Source organism: Streptomyces deccanensis (assembly GCF_022385335.1).
GTDB classification, from domain to species: domain Bacteria; phylum Actinomycetota; class Actinomycetes; order Streptomycetales; family Streptomycetaceae; genus Streptomyces; species Streptomyces deccanensis.
Window position 1 is genome coordinate 5,535,702 of the sequence record NZ_CP092431.1, and the last position, 15,053, is coordinate 5,550,754.

The following is a 15,053-nucleotide window of genomic DNA, read 5'->3' on the forward strand; positions in this document are numbered from 1 at the left end:
CGGCCCCCGCGCGGCCGGAGACCGCGCCGCCCACCTACGGCAAATGCCTCGGGGCGCTGACCGTGGGGCCGCCCGGTCGCTCGTCGGGTGGGAAGGCGCGGCCGGTGCCGCGGACGTGCAGGCGGACCTGGTCGCCGACGGCGGGCGGGACGGCTGCCGGGTCGAAGACGCGGGCGGCCACCGGTGTGCCGTCGGCCAAGCGCAGGGCGAGCATCGCGTCGTGGCCGTAGAAGTCGCGCCGCACCACGGTCGCGGTGACCGCGCCCCTGGCGTCCGGTGAGGCGAGCGTGATCTGCTCGGGCCGTAGCAGCACGAGCGTCGGCCCGGCCGGCGGACCGCCTTCGAGCGGCGTGAGTCCTATCGTGCCCAGCGGGGTGCGCACTCGGTCGCCTTCCGCCACACCGGGCAGCCACACCGCCTCGCCGACGAACCCGGCCACCCAGGGGTCGGCCGGTGCTCCGTAGAGGAGTTCCGGAGGGCCGGTCTGGACGATGCGGCCGTCCCGCATGACACCGATCTCCTCGGCCATCGACAGTGCCTCGGCCTGATCGTGGGTGACGAGGACGGCTGTGGCGCCGTCGGCGCGCAGGGCCTGCCAGACGTCCCGTCGCAGCTCGGCCCGGAGGGCGGCGTCGAGGGCGTTGAACGGTTCGTCGAGGAGCACGATCGGGGGGCGCGGCGCGAGCGCCCGGGCGACCGCGACGCGCTGCTGCTGTCCGCCGGACAGATGGTGCGGCATGCGGTCCTCGTAACCCGCCAGCCCCACCAGGTCCAGCACGGCGGCAGCCCGGCCGGCCCGCCGGGAGGCCCGGTCGAGGCCGTAGGCGACGTTGCCGAGGACGGACAGATGGGGGAAGAGCGCGCCTTCCTGGGGCACCACCGCGATCCGCCGCCGCTCCGGCGGCACCGACGCGTCGGGGGTGGCGACGGGGCGGCCGTCGATCCGGATCTCTCCGGCGTCCGGCGCCTCGAAGCCCGCGACGCAGCGCAGCAGCGTCGTCTTGCCGGAGCCGGAGGGACCGAGCACGGCGACCAGCGTCCCGGAGCGGACGGCGAGGTCCACGCCGGACAGCGCCTGGACACGGCCATAGCGCTTGTGGACGCCGATGATGCTCAGTTCCGCCATGTCAGCCGCCTGTACGGGTGAGGACGCCCGTGCGGGCCGACAGCCACCACGTCGGTACGGCGGCGATGAGCACCAGAAGGGCGGCGTAGGGCGCGGCGGCCGCGTACGCGGCGACCGACGTGTGCTTCCACAGACCGGTGGCGAGGGTGTCCATTCCGGTGGGGCGCAGCAGCAGCGTGGCGGGCAGCTCCTTCATGCAGGTGAGGAAGACGAGCGCCGCACCGGCGCCGATGCCGGGTGCGGCCAGGGGCAGGGTCACCGTGCGCAGTACGTACGCGCGGCGCCGTCCGAGCGAGCGGGCCACGTCCTCCAGTACGGGTGGGGCCTGGGCCGCGGCGCCGTGGACGGCCGCGACCGCGAGGGGCAGGAACAGGGCCGCGTACGCGAGCGCGAGCAGCCACACGCTCTGGTAGAGCGGGTAGGCCACGTTGATGCCGAAGAACACCAGCGACAGTCCGATGACGAGGCCGGGCAGCGCGTGCGAGAGATACGCCAGGCGGTCCAGCGCCACGGCCAGCAGGCCGGGCACGCGGGCGGACAGCAGCCCCACCGGCAGCGCGAGCAGCAGGGTCAGGGCGGTGCCCAGCAGGGAGACCCACAGCGAGTTCCCCGCCGCGTCGGCGAGCTCGCCGAGGGACCCCGGCCGCGACACCCCCTCGCCGAACCACCGCACCAGACTCACCGCCGGCACCCCGAGCGCCGCCCCGATCACCGCGGCGAGCCCGAGTACGGCCGGCCCGCGCCACCGGCCCAGGCGCAGTCGCGTCGGCGGCCGTGGCGCCCCGCCGCCGAGGCGGGCGTAGCGGGCCGCGCGCCGTCGGCTGAACTGCTCGGCCAGGAGGACCAGGATGGTGAGGGCGACGAGGGCCGTGGCGAGCACGAGCGCCCCGGTGCGGTCGAAGCCGAGGTTGATCAAGGTGAAGACGGCCCGGGTGAGTACGTTCACCCGCAGGATCGAGACCGCGCCGAAGTCGGAGAGCACGTACAGCGCGACCAGCAGCGCTCCCGCCGCCACCGCCGGCCGCACCTGGCGCAGCGTCACACCGACGGTCGTACGCCACTGGCCGCGTCCCAGGGACAGGGCCACCTCCTCCTGCGCCGGATCCACGCCGACCAGCGCGGCCGCGACCGGCAGGTACACGTACGGGTAGGAGACCAGCGCGAGCACGAGCGCCGCTGCCCAGAAACCCTCGAAGTCCTGCACGGCGGACACCCAGGCGAAGGCGGCGACGTAGCTGGGAATCGCGAGCGGCAGCGCGGCGAGCACTCCGAACAGCCGCCGGGCCGGCAGGTCGGTGCGGGTGACCAGGAACGCCGCGGCGACACCCAGGACCGTGCAGGCGGAGGTGACGACCGCCGCGAGCGCCAGGCTTCGGCCGATCAGTGCTCCGGTGCGCTCGGTGAGCAGTTCCTCGGTGATCCGGTCCCAGCCCGCTTCTCCGGCCCGGATCCCCAGATAGGCCAGCGGGATGAGCGCGACGCCGACGGCGAGCGACGCCCCGCAGGCCAGTGCCGGGCGCGGCACCAGTCGCCGCGCCCGGCGCAGGGTGGTCCGAGTGGTCAGACGAGCCCCGATTCCTTGATCATCCTGATGGTGGTGGCCAGGTCGTCCAGGTCGTTGAGGTCGATGTCCGGCGTGTTCAGCGACGACAGCGAGGGCAGGCCGGGGGCGGCGTCGACGCCGTCGATCAGCGGGTACTCGTACGTCTGCTCGGCGAAGTAGGTCTGGGCCTGGGTGCCCAGCAGGTAGTCGACGAACTCGCGGACGTCGGTGTCGTCGCCGGCCCTGTCCAGCACGCCCACACCGGAGACGTTGACCAGGCTGCCGATGTCCTTGTTCGGGAAGAAGTGGTTCCTCGCCTTGAGGGCGTCGACGTCGGTGCCCTCCTCCTTCGCCAGCTCGTACACGTAGTAGTGGTTGACCAGCCCCGAGGCGAGCCGGCCGGAGTTGACGTCGGCGACGATCTGCGAGTTCCCCTCGCGGATCTGCGCGTCGTTGGCCTTCAGTCCTGCGAGGAAGTCCTCGGTCTTCTCGTCGCCGTCCTCCACCCGCATCGCCGTGATGAACGCCTGGAACGAGCCGTTGGTGGGAGCGATGCCCACCTTGCCCTTCCATTCCGGTTCGGTCAGCTCGAACACCGACTCGGGCAGATTGTCCTTGGGGACCTGGTCGGTGTTGTAGGCCATCGTGCGCACCCGGCCCGTCACGCCGACCCACTCGCCGTCCTCGTCCCGGTAGGCGGACGGCACCTTGTCCAGCACATCCTCGGGCAGTTTGGCGAAGAGACCCTTCTCGGCCACGGCCCCCAGGGCCCCGGCGTCCTGGGCGAGGAAGACGTCCGCCGGGCTCCGGCTGCCCTCTTCCTGCAACTGGGCGGCCATCTGCGCGGTGTCGCCGTAGCGCACCTCGACGGTGATGCCGCTGGCTTCCTGGAAGTCCTCCAGCACCGGCTTGACCAGCGACTCGCTCCGACCGCTGTAGACGGTGATCTTCTCGTCCGTACGCGCCCGCGCCTCGGCTGTGCCCGCGGCCTCGGTCTGCGCGGCCTGCTCGGAGCCGCAGGCCGTGACTCCCAGCGCCAACAGGCCGCCGAGGGCCGATGCCAGCAGGGGCCTCATCCCGGAGATCGTCACGTCCCGCTCCTCCGTCACCGGTCATGCCGGCACTGGTTAGGTCAGCCTAAACTTGCTTAGTTCAGGCTAACCTCGCACATACCGCATATCGCCACTTTAGTGTGGTGTCGGGGTGAGGCCGACCCGTAAAGACCCTCAGAGGCGATCGGCGACCCATCGCGCGCGTGGACATGCCGGACGGGCCTCGCGCGCACGGACATGCGCCGGACGGCCCTCGCGCCCAGGGACATGCGCCGGGCGGGCCGTGCTGTGGTCGCCGACGGGCCGCGACGATGTGGGCCCGGCGGTCAGCCTTCGGGCTGCTCGACGACCTGGGCGAGGTAGAGCGGCTCGCCCAGCTTCTCGATCAGACCGAGCTGTGTGTCGAGGTAGTCGATGTGGTGCTCCTCGTCGGCGAGGATCGACTCGAAGATGTTCGCCGAGGTGACATCGCCCTTGGCGCGCATGACCTCGATGCCGCGCCGGAGACGGTCGACCGCCTCGACCTCGACCTCGCGGTCCGCCTGGAACATCTCGGTGACGCTCTGCCCCACCCGCACATGGAAGAGCCGCTGGTAGTTGGGCAGGCCGTCGAGCAACAGGATGCGGTCGGTGAGAGTCTCCGCGTGGTTCATCTCGTCGAACGACTCATGGCGCGTCTGCTGGGCGAGCTTCGTCCAACCGTTGCTCTCCTGCATCTTGGCGTGCAGGAAGTACTGGTTGATCGCCGTCAGCTCCGCTGTCAGTTGCTCGTTCAGGAACTCGAGGACCTCGGGGTCGCTCCGCATGGCAGGCCGTCCTTCCCGTGAGAGACCGACCCGACGCCACGCGCCCCCAGCCGCCGGCGGCTCACCCAGTGGGCGGACGCTCGCCGCACGGCCCCTCGTCGCGGTCGGCCGACCCGTCCGACGAGGCCAGGACGCTGTCGATGACGCCCGTCTCTTCGACGATAGCGCGCTTTCACCCGTCGCGATCAGGTCGCGCCCCCGCCGCCGCCCGCGCCTGCCGGGGTCACGGAGGACACCGGAGGCGAGACGGGCACTCCGCTCCCGCGGCGGGGGTCTGTCCGACCGGCCTACTTGGTGAGGTGCTCCTCCAGGTCGGCGAGGACCTCGTCGGCGGCGGTCACGCCGAGGCCGAGGTACCAGGTCTCGTCCGGGACGTCGTACGCGTGGCCCGCCTTGACCGCACCGAGGTTCTTCCACAGCGGGTTGCCCTGGGCCTTGGACTTGTCGGTGGCCTTCGGGTCGCCGTAGACGCCGGTGAAGATGTAGTCGGCGTCGGCCTGGTCGATGTTCTCGGCGCTGACCTCGGCCGCCAGGTCGTTGATGTCCTGGTTCTTGGGCCGCGGAACACCGACGTCCTTCAGGATCGTGCCGATGAACGAGGCGTTGGCGTACAGGCGGATCACGCCGTCCGGCAGGTAACGGACCATCGAGACGGTCGGCTTGTCGGCGCCGAGCTTCTCACCCAGCGCCTTCGCCTTCTCCTCGTAGGCCGCGAGCTTCCGCTTCGCCTCGGCGGTCTTGTCGAGGGCGGCCGCGTTGAGGAGGTAGTTCTCCTTCCAGGTGAAGCCCGGGCGGAGGGAGAAGACGGTCGGCGCGATCTTCGACAGCTCGTCGTACTTGTCGGCGGCCCGCAGCTGGCTGCCCAGGATCAGGTCGGGCTTGAGCGCGGCGATCGCCTCGAGGTTGAGGTTGTTGATGGTGCCGACGTTCTTCGGGCTGCCCGCGTCCTTCTTCAGGTAGGACGGCAGTTCGGGGGAGCCCTCGGTGGGCGCGAGGCCGACCGGCTCGACACCCAGCGACACCACGTTGTCGAGCTCGCCGACGTCGAGGACGACGACGCGCTCGGGCTGCGCCTTGAGCTCGGTCTCGCCCATGGCGTGGGTGATCGTGCGCGGCCACTCGCCGGCCTTGGCGTCGGTTCCCATCGCGGCGGTCTTCTTGGCCGCGTCGGCGAACTCGTCCCCGCCCTGCGCGACCGCCTTCTTGTCTCCGGAGCCCGCGCCGGCGGACGCGCTCTCCCCCTCGGAGGAGCCACCGCACGCCGTCAGAGCGAGGGCGGCGGCGAGGGTGAGGGCTGCTGCGGCGGAGCTGCGACGGCGGACGGACATGGGGGACTCCCGTCGTACAAGGGCGATCTCGGGCCAATCCTGGCAAAAGATTTAGGAAAGGCTTACCTTATGCGATCCTGTGCGTCGCCCCTACCCGGAGGGGGCGGTTCCAGTCACGCTCCGTCCCGGCGCTCCGTCGGCCGCGGCGGTCCGGGAACCACCAGCGGACCCCCCGTCACCGGATCCGCCACGACGACCGACGCCAACCCGAAGACGTCCTGGACCAGTTCGGCGGTGACGATGTCGGCGGGCGGCCCCTGCGCCACTATCTTCCCGGCCCGCATGGCTATCAGGTGGTCGGCGTAGCGCGCCGCCTGGTTCAGGTCGTGCAGCACCGCCACCACCGTCCGGCCGCGCTCACGGTTCAACTGCCGTACGAGATCCAGGACGTCGACCTGGTGGGCGATGTCCAGATACGTCGTCGGCTCGTCGAGCAGCAGCAGGTCGGTGTCCTGGGCCAGGGCCATGGCGATCCACACACGCTGGCGCTGTCCGCCCGACAGTTCGTCGACCTGACGCTCCGCCAGGTCGAGGGTCGAGGTGCGCTCCATCGCCTCGGCGACGTGCGCCTCGTCCGCCGCCGACCACTGCCGCCACCACTTCTGATGGGGCATCCGACCGCGTGCGACGAGGTCCGCGACCGTGATCCCCTCCGGTGCCACCGGAGTCTGCGGCAGCAGCCCGACCGCCTGGGCGATCCGCCCGCTCGGGATGCGGGACAGATCGGTGTCGTCGAGGAGCACCGCGCCCTCACGGGGTTTCAGCAGCCGGCCCAGCGCACGCAGCAGGGTGGACTTGCCGCAGGCGTTGGGACCGACGATGACCGTGACCTTCCCGTCCGGGATCGCCACGTCCAGGTCCTCGACGACCACGCGGTCCTCGTAGGCGAGGGTGAGTCCTCGTGCGGTGAGGCGAGCGCCGGTCACCGGTCCGCTCGGCCGGTCGTCGGTCAGGTCGATGGTCGGTTGGTCGCCGGTCACGCGGTTCCTCCGGTACGGCTGCTACGGGTGCGGACGATCAGCCACATCAGGTAGGGGGCGCCCACCAGGGCGGTGAACACGCCGACCGGAAGTTCCAGCGGCGACAGCAGACGACGGGCCAGCACGTCCGCGACGACCACGATCAGCGCGCCCATGAGCGCCGAGCACACCAGCGGGACGTGCGGGGTGCGGGTGAGCCGGCGGGCTGTCTGCGGGGCGAGCAGCGCCACGAAGTCGACGGGTCCCGCGGCGCCGGTCGCCACGGAGGCGAGGACGACACCGACGACGCTCAGCCCGAGCCGCGTCCGCCCGAGCCGGACGCCGAGGGCGGTGGCCGTGTCCTCGTCGAACGCCGATCCGCGCTGTGCCCACGCCGCCCACACCAGGAACGGCAGCATGAGGAGGAGGACCGTCGCGAGCGGCGCCGCCTGGTCGTAGCCGCGGCCGTTGAGGGAGCCGGTGAGCCAGGTCTTGGCCTGCTGGGCCACGAGGTAGTCGCCCTTGGTCACGAACAGCCGGGTCAGCGAGCCGAGCGCCACCGAGACGCCGATGCCGATCAGGACGAACCGGGAGGCGGCGAGCCCGCCCCGCCACGCGAGCAGGTAGACCAGCAGGGCGGCGAGGAGACCGCCCGCGACGGACACGTAGGGCAGGACGGCGTACGAGGTGACACCGAACGTCATCGCGGCGACCGTCGCCGCGCCCGCCCCGTGCGTGACGCCGATGACGTCGGGGCTGGCGAGCGGGTTGCGGGCCACGGTCTGGATCAGCGCCCCGGAGACACCGAAGGCGGCGCCCACGAGCAGCCCGGTCACCATCCGCGGCAGCCGGAGCGTGCCGACGACGAGCTCGTCGGGGCTGGGCAGACCGAGCAGCACGCGCACGACCTCGCCGGGAGAGACGTACGCCTCCCCGACGCACAGCGAGACCACGACGGCGCCGACGAGCAGGACGGCGAGGGCGCCGGCCACGGTCATGGCCCGGCGGTGCAGCAGGAAGCTGCTGCCGCGCCCCGCCCGCAGGACGAACTGTCCGGCGGGCCGGAGGGGAGCGCGCTGGGGGACGGACGTCATGCGACCGCCACCGCCTTCTTCCGCCGCACCAGCACCACCAGGAACGGCACCCCGGCCAGCGCGGTCATCACGGCCACCGGCACCTCCGAGGGGCGTACGACGACCCGGCCGAGGACGTCCGCGAGGAGCAGCATCACCGGCCCGAGCAGCGCGGCCATGGGCAGCAGCCAGCGATGCTGCGGACCCACGAGGGCGCGGGCGATGTGCGGTACGGCGAGGCCCGTGAAGGCGATGGGGCCCGCCGCCGCGACCGCGGCGCCCGTCAGCACGGTCGCGCCCAGGGCACCGGTCGCCCGCAGCAGCGCGACGTTGCGGCCGAGCCCCCGGGCGATGTCGTCACCGAGCGCGAGGGCGTCCAGGCCGCGGGCCATGCCCAGCACGAGCAGCAGTCCGACGAGCAGGAAGGGCCAGACCTGTCCCGCGATCGACGCGTCCCGGCCGCTGATCGAACCGACGTCCCAGAAGCGGAACTCGTCCAGAGCCCGGGCGTCGGTCGTCAGGATCGCCGAGATCAGGGAGGCGATGAACGCGTTCATCGCGGCCCCCGCGAGCGCCAGCTTGACCGGTGTGGCCCCGCCTCGACCGCTGCCGGCGACGGCGTAGATGCACACGGCCGCGACACCGGCGCCGGCGAACGCGTACCAGACGTACCCGGTCAGGGAATGCACGCCGAGGAAGGCGATGGCGCAGACGACACCCAGCGACGCCCCCTGGCTGATGCCCAGGATGCCCGGTTCGGCGATCGGGTTGCGGGTGATGCCCTGCAGAACCGTTCCGGCGACGGCGAGTGCGACGCCGACCAGCACACCGATGACCGTCCGCGGCACCCGCAGCGACCGCACGACCTGAGCGTCGTCACTCCCCCCGCCGTGTACGAGGGCGTCCCACACCACCGAGGGCGCGATCGCGCGACTGCCGACGGCGAGACTCAGCACCACCGCCGACACCAACAGCAGAAGGCCGACCCCCATCCACCCCACCCGGAGGCTCACGGCTCTCGACATCCACCCTCTCCCCGTCGGTCAGCCAAGGCTGGCCTAAGACTACGTTGCGACGGAGGCGGGGATTCCGCGGATGAAGTCCTGGTTCAGAGACTCCGGTAGATCAGCCAACCGCCAAGACCGAGCAGTGCCGGAGAGCCCACGAACCACATGGCCATCCCGGTCCGCCACAGCCGGCCGTTACTGACCTTGCGGCTCAGGATGCCAAGCACTGGAAGCCCGATGACGATCACGAGTATGCCGACGAAGAGACCCACGCTGCCGCCCCCGTTGGTCGCTGGTCGTAGAAGCGTAGGGGGGCACGCGATTCCTGGACCCTCTGCGTACGCGATCCGCGTCAGCGAGGCAACAACGGGGGCGGTGAAGCCTCGACGGGCGAGTCAAGCCCTAAGCGATCTCGAAAAACCGCCGTGGCACAACTCGCCGTGGGTTCAAAACCCACCCATGCAGGCTGTGCGGAGAGCAGTGAGGGCCTGTGTCGGGCGCCGCGGGTTGCTTGGGCTGCTGTACCTCTTCGCTGCATCGCCACGTGACAGTTGAAATGGCGGCAAGCCATCAGCCTCTGACGGGAGGCTCCCAAAGACCCAGCCGTTGGAGTCGGCGCTGCCTGGCGCGTTCGCCCAAGGCCGTCAGCCCGAAGACCAGGCCGAACGCCGAACCGCCGCCCAGAAGCAGCATGACATCGCCGACCGTGTCCACACTGTCGAGGTTGGCGACCCCCAGGAGCGCGGCCGCCGGTGCTGCCGTCCCTACGCCCACTGCGACGGGGCGTCGGGCGGCGAACTGCTGCGTGCGGGTGGGTTGTTCCAGCCCACCAAGGGCCCGGTCGATGCTCCAGAACGCACGCGTGCAGCGCCTCCACACCTGCCTGGCCAGCAACCGGACGGTCGTCATGACGGCGAGCGTAGCGAGATGTACCCCCACCGCAGAAGACTCCACATGCAGCGACGGGAGCGGCCGCCTTGCGCAGGCCGAGCCGCGGGGCAGTGCCGTCGTCCTGGTCGACGCCCCACCATGGGTGTCCGGGGGCTTCCTCGTCGAGAGGAGTCGTCCCGCGGCCGGGTCGCGGATGCACACCTTTTGAGGCCCCCGCCATGGCGGGGCCGCCGCCGTGGTGGCTGCGGCCCCGCTCGGGTGGGTGGGTCAGGACGGGTCGCCGTACTGGAGGCCGCGTCCGTTGGTGCCGACGTAGACGCGGCCGTAGGTGTCGGGGTCGCCGGTGATGACGCCGACGCTGCCGATGGCGCCCCACTGGTGGGCGTCGTCGTTGACGCGGACCCAGGTGGCGCCCTTGTCGGTGGAGCGGAAGACTCCGGTGACGTCCTTGACGGTACCGAGCAGGTACAGGGCCTGGTACGACGTGCCCGACTTGGCCTTCCCGAAGCCGAGGGCGGAGGCGGACTTCACCGAGCTGAGCGTGGTGAAGGTGCGGCCGCCGTCGGTGGAGTGCAGCAGCCCCTTGGCGTTGCCGGCGATCCACAGGTCTCCGGCGATGCCGGGGACGGCCGTGAGGCGGCCGGACGGCAGGCCGGTGGCGCGGGCGGTGAAGGTCGCGCCGCCGTCGGTGCTGGCGTAGAGCGTGCCGCCGGACAGGGAGTAGAAGGTCCTGGCCGAGGAGCGGTCGGCGACGACCACGGCGTCGTCGCCCAGGCCGCTGACCCTCGACCAGCTCGCTCCCTTGTCGGTCGAGCGGTACGGGGCCTGGCCCGCCTGGGTCCAGACGATGGCCGAGCCGTCCGCCGCGAGGGCGACACGGCCGTCCTGGGCGCCGGCCACCGGCTCTGCCTTGAAGCCGTTCCAGCTGCTGCCGCCGTCGGTGGACCAGGCGCCGTCCTGCTCGCCGCCCCGGCCGACGCGGACCATCAGCGCGGGCTTGGACTGCGCGAAGTCGATGTCGGTGCTGTTGGTCATCATCGGGTTCTTCAGCCGCCCGGAGGGCACCTTGGTCAGGTCGTCGTGCCGGAAGCCGCCCTGGTCGCCCATGGAGGTGATGACGGTGGCGCCGCCGGGAGGGGCGATCGCGTCCAGCAGCGAGGTCTCCTCCAGCCCTCGGGCCCCCATGCTCCAGTGGCTGGTGCCGCCGCTGTCGGAAGCGCCCGCGTCCTTGCTGCGCAGGATGGCGTTGCCGGTGCCGTACAGCACGTGCCCGGAGTTGAAGGGGTCGATGGCCAGGGCGGTCATCCAGTGCCCGGTGTGGGTGCCGACGTAAGGGGCGGCGGAGGCGTTGCGCACCGACTTGTCGGCCAGTGCCTTCCACGTAGTACCGCCGTCGGTGCTGCGGTAGATCTCGTCCTCGGGCCACCAGCGCCCGAGGGTGGTGACCATCACCGTGGACGGCTTGCGCGGGTCGACGGCCAGACCGGAGAAGCCGTAATCGCCCTTGGACGGGGAGACGTTCTTCCACGTCCCGCTGCCCGGCGTGTACTTCCACACCGAGCCCGCCGTCACGCCGTTGGGTCCGAGGTTGTCGGTGTACGTCAGGTACAGCGAGCCGTCACCGGAGAGCACGCCGTGCTGCGGCAGCTGGCCGGTGGGCTGACCGGAGACGGCCTTCCAGGTGCTGCCGCCGTCGGTGGAGCGGTACAGGGAGGTGGACCTGTCGCCGACACCGACGTAGATCGTCTTGCTGCCGGCCGGGCCGTACGTCACGAAGGAGATGCCCGCGCCGCTGCTCGCCCCGTCCTTGACGGGGAACGAGGAGACCTGGCGCCATGTGACGCCGTGGTCGGTGCTGCGCCACAGGCCGTTCTTGCGGCTGCCGAGGAGCAGGTTGGCGTTGTTCGCGGGGTCGACCACCAGCCGCTCGCCCGCCCCGCGGCCGTCCTCGTTGCCGCCCAGCTTGAAGGGCAGATCGGTGCGCTTGAAGGTGCGGCCCCGGTCGGTGGAGCGCAGGATCGCGCCGTTGCCCGCCCAGTCGTTGGTGTAGGTGCCCGCCCCGAGGTAGAGCCGCTTGGGGTCGACGGGGTCGGTGGCCAGCGAGTCGATGCCCAGCAGGTTCCAGTCCTTCTCGCCGATCCAGTCGGTCAGCGGGATCCACTGCTCGGCCGCGGTGTCCCAGCGGTAGGCGCCACCCATGTCGGTGCGCGCGTACAGCAGGCCCTTCTCCTTCTGGTTGAACACCAGCCCGGTGACGTAACCGCCGCCCACCACCTGGGCGTTCTTCCACACATACGGTCCTGCCGCGGCCGTGGTCTGCCCGCTGTCGGCCCCGGCTGCCGGGGCATCGGCCACCTTCAGCAGCTTCCACTGCTGGTTGGTGGTGCCCCGGCTCGGATACTGGATGACCGCCGCGCCCTGGGCCGTCGATCCCCCGGCCACGTCCAGGACGTGGCCGCTCCTGCGGGAGGTGAAGGTGACGGCGTCGGAACCGCTCACGTTGCTGATCCGCCATTCCTGAGAGGTGGCGGAACTGTCGGTCTGCTGCTCGGCCGCGCCCCCCTGCGCGGTGGAATTGCCCGCTATGCCCAGAACTTTGCCGCTGTTGCGGTTCACCAGCTCGTAGTAGCCGTCCCCCTTGGGCTCCAGCTTCCACTGCTGGTTGGCGGTGTTCTGGTCGGTGTACTGCTGGATACGGGTGCCGTCGGCGGTGGAGAAGCTGCTGACGTCCAGCACCTTGCCGCTGCGCACGGAAACCAGCCGGTAGTAGGCAGTACCGTCGATCGTCGCGGCCTGTGACTCCTCCTGCGCGTAGAGGAGGTACGGCACGAGGACGGCGGGCACGCCGAGGACCAGACCGGTGGCGGTCCAGCGACGGCGATGACGCCCGCGGCGCCCGCCGTTCGTGGGGTTGTTCATGAGGGGGGTGTTCTCCTTGCAAGCCGTTCACGAGAGAAAGCCGGATCCGGCCACCGGAACTGGCCGGATCCGCTTCCTTGTGGTCACAGACTCCGCACATGGTTGCCGCGAGTCGTGGGCTTTTCTCAGGTCATGTCGGGTGCACCAGGCGTTGGTCGAGTCGTAACCGGCGAGAGGGGCTTCGGCAACCGTCGCCTCCGCCGCGCCCGGGACAGCCGGTCAGCCTTGCTTCGAGGGAACCGGTGGCGTCAGGGGGCTTCGGCCCCTCCCACGAGGAAAGTCCGCGAAAGGGAGGAACCCCGGCCGACGCGCGGCTGGGGTTCCTCAAGGCGGTGGGGTTCCGCAAGGTGGTGGATATCGGTCAGCTGGTGGGTCTGCCCACGCCGTGGTCAGCGCTGCAGGGTGAGCAGGCCCGGCCGGTACGGCAGCTTCAGGTAGTCGGTGCCGTCCGAGGAGGGAGGCCTGCCCTGGTAGAGGAACTGCAGGTTGCAGGGGTCGATGGTCATGGTCTGGTCGGCGTTGACGCGGACCAGGTCACCGTGGCTGATGTCGTTGGTCCAGGTCTGGTTGGTGTTGGCCTTGCCCGCGAAGGGGTTGCTCTCGGTGCCGGCCTGCTCGGTCCACCTGTCCTTCAGGCTGGGGGCGGTGAAGGAGCGGAAGTAGCGCCCGTTGCTGCCCCTCGCCTCGACGATCATGAGGTACTGGTTCTGGCCCTGGACCTTGTAGACCTCCGGGGCCTCGAACAGGCGCTCCTCGGTGTCGCTCATGACCGTCTCGTACGACGAGCCGAAGCTGCTCGGGAAGTTCCCGATCGGCATGGTCGACTTGAAGATGCTGCCCTTGTCGTTGGCGAAGAACAGGTACATGTTCTGGTCGTCGGCGATCAGGGTCGGGTCGATCGGGCCGCCGGTGGGGACGCTGCCGGTGAACAGCGGCTGCGGGGCGGACCAGCCGCCTGGATTGGTGGGGTCGCTGGACGTGCGGTAGGTGAAGGGCCAGTTGGTACCCCACCCGTTCGAGGCCAGCACCCAGATGTTCTTGGTCGAGAGGTAGAACAGTTTGGGCGCCACCGCTGCCCCGCTGATCCTGGTCTGGGTGGCCGTCGCCATGTCGGACCAGTTCCTGAAGGGACTGAACATCATCGCGCCCCACGACGACCCGTCAGAGCTGGTGGCATAGACCAGGTTCTGGCCGTTGATCGGCACGGTGGTGAAGTCCTTCAGCGCGACCGCGCCGTTCGCCGGCTGCGCCAGCGGACCCGTCGAGCTCCACCGGTAGGTCGACGGAAGAGCGCACGTGCCGCTCGGCGGCGTGGACAGGCCGGTCCACTTCTGGTTGTTGCCGCCGTTGCAGTTCCAGAGCTGCACCGCCGTGCCGTTGGCTGTGGCGCCGCCGCTGACGTCCAGGCACAGCCCGGACTCCACGGCGACGATCGTGCCGTCGGCGTTCGCCCGCCACTGCTGGTTGGTACCGCCGTTGCAGGACCAGAGCACCGGCCGGGTGCCGGCCGTGGTGGCGTGGCCCGGAACATCCAGGCACTTGTTGCCGTACACGGTCAGCTGGTTGTTGTCCGTCAGCGTCCACTGCTGGTTGGTCCCGCTGTGGCAGTCCCAGATCTGCACGTTCGTGCCGTCGGCCTGGTTGGCGCCCGACACATCGAGGCACCGGCCGGAAGCAACGCCGCGCACGGCGCTGGTGGTGGCCGCCTGAGCGGGGCTGGCGACGAGCGTCGCCGCCAAGGCGGCCAGAGCCGTGACCGCCCCGGCGAGCACGGCAGACGGGTGTTTGCGGCTGAAACTACGTCTGTGCATGCGGAACCTCGTCATTCCTTGAGTCAGCGGTTCCGGTCGGCCCCGTCAGGCTGTCCGGAATCCGGCGAGGTGCGGCCCTTGCGTGTTCGTAATACCGAACAATGGTCGAGGTGTCGACCGACTGGATCATTGGGGTTCCGTTGAACTGCGTCAATATTTCGCGCGCGATTCGCGAGCCGAAATCGCAGATTGAACCAGACGGCTCCAAGTTCCGTGCTTATGCGGGACTTTTGGCGTGCGGGGCAGGTGGCGGTGCGCGCGGGCACGGGCTTGGCGATCACTACTGAACGGCCGTGAAGGGCGCTGAATGAGCCGGAAACCGAGACGGGGGCGGGGCCGAGCTCGCCGGCATCGTTGCTGTGGGAGGGGGAGCCATGGCGTTGGTCCGCAAGGGATCACGACGGATCGTTGTCGACGGCACGGCCTACCGCCGGCGGCTGCGAGGCGGCCGACGTACTCCCAGGGGCTGGCCTGATCGCCGTGCACGTTCGCGGTCGAGCATGTGGACACCCCGGCGGCGAGGTTCCGGGCTCGGCCT

The 15,053-nt window shown here is 70.7% G+C and carries 13 protein-coding genes; 1 reads left to right on the top strand and 12 read right to left on the bottom strand.

The window, feature by feature from the left end; translation table 11 throughout:
- Window positions 1–34 precede the first annotated feature (34 nt).
- The 12 genes from L3078_RS24670 to L3078_RS24725 all read right to left on the bottom strand — a co-directional run bounded on the left by L3078_RS24670 (window position 35) and on the right by L3078_RS24725 (window position 14,515).
- On the bottom strand, window positions 35–1,126 hold the full coding sequence (locus L3078_RS24670) for an ABC transporter ATP-binding protein (protein ID WP_239756139.1): 1,092 nt from the start codon (window positions 1,124–1,126) through the stop codon (window positions 35–37).
- 1 nt (window position 1,127) lies between these two features.
- A complete protein-coding gene (locus L3078_RS24675; RefSeq protein WP_239756140.1) occupies window positions 1,128–2,651 on the bottom strand; it encodes an ABC transporter permease in 1,524 nt (507 codons plus the stop codon).
- 35 nt (window positions 2,652–2,686) lie between these two features.
- Window positions 2,687–3,760, bottom strand: a complete 1,074-nt coding sequence (locus L3078_RS24680) for an iron ABC transporter substrate-binding protein (protein WP_239756141.1) — start codon at window positions 3,758–3,760, stop codon at window positions 2,687–2,689.
- A 287-nt stretch (window positions 3,761–4,047) separates the two neighbouring features.
- Complete coding sequence (gene bfr / locus L3078_RS24685; RefSeq protein ID WP_239756142.1) at window positions 4,048–4,527, bottom strand: bacterioferritin; 480 nt, start codon at window positions 4,525–4,527, stop codon at window positions 4,048–4,050.
- Window positions 4,528–4,814: 287 nt separating this feature from the next.
- Entirely contained in the window at window positions 4,815–5,855 is a 1,041-nt protein-coding gene (locus L3078_RS24690; protein WP_239756143.1) for an ABC transporter substrate-binding protein, read from the bottom strand.
- Window positions 5,856–5,968: 113 nt separating this feature from the next.
- On the bottom strand, window positions 5,969–6,781 hold the full coding sequence (locus tag L3078_RS24695) for an ABC transporter ATP-binding protein (protein WP_239760454.1): 813 nt from the start codon (window positions 6,779–6,781) through the stop codon (window positions 5,969–5,971).
- Between the two features lie 50 nt (window positions 6,782–6,831).
- Complete coding sequence (locus L3078_RS24700; RefSeq protein WP_239756144.1) at window positions 6,832–7,908, bottom strand: FecCD family ABC transporter permease; 1,077 nt, start codon at window positions 7,906–7,908, stop codon at window positions 6,832–6,834.
- The gene (locus L3078_RS24705) at window positions 7,905–8,912 is read right to left on the bottom strand and encodes a FecCD family ABC transporter permease (protein ID WP_239756145.1); all 1,008 of its coding nucleotides are present in this window, start codon (window positions 8,910–8,912) and stop codon (window positions 7,905–7,907) included. Before L3078_RS24705 ends, L3078_RS24700 begins: the two co-directional genes overlap by 4 nt.
- An 83-nt stretch (window positions 8,913–8,995) precedes the next feature.
- Window positions 8,996–9,166, bottom strand: a complete 171-nt coding sequence (locus L3078_RS24710; protein ID WP_239756146.1) for a hypothetical protein — start codon at window positions 9,164–9,166, stop codon at window positions 8,996–8,998.
- A 298-nt stretch (window positions 9,167–9,464) separates the two neighbouring features.
- Window positions 9,465–9,803, bottom strand: a complete 339-nt coding sequence (locus tag L3078_RS24715) for a hypothetical protein (protein WP_239756147.1) — start codon at window positions 9,801–9,803, stop codon at window positions 9,465–9,467.
- A 249-nt stretch (window positions 9,804–10,052) separates the two neighbouring features.
- A complete protein-coding gene (locus tag L3078_RS24720) occupies window positions 10,053–12,704 on the bottom strand; it encodes an RICIN domain-containing protein (protein ID WP_239756148.1) in 2,652 nt (883 codons plus the stop codon).
- A 389-nt stretch (window positions 12,705–13,093) separates the two neighbouring features.
- The gene (locus tag L3078_RS24725) at window positions 13,094–14,515 is read right to left on the bottom strand and encodes a non-reducing end alpha-L-arabinofuranosidase family hydrolase (RefSeq protein ID WP_239756149.1); all 1,422 of its coding nucleotides are present in this window, start codon (window positions 14,513–14,515) and stop codon (window positions 13,094–13,096) included.
- A 110-nt stretch (window positions 14,516–14,625) separates the two neighbouring features.
- Here L3078_RS24725 and L3078_RS24730 point away from each other — a divergent pair, with 110 nt between their 5' ends.
- Window positions 14,626–14,802 (top strand): hypothetical protein, encoded by a 177-nt coding sequence (locus tag L3078_RS24730; RefSeq protein ID WP_239756150.1) that lies wholly within the window; start codon window positions 14,626–14,628, stop codon window positions 14,800–14,802.
- The last annotated feature ends 251 nt before the right edge of the window (window positions 14,803–15,053 follow it).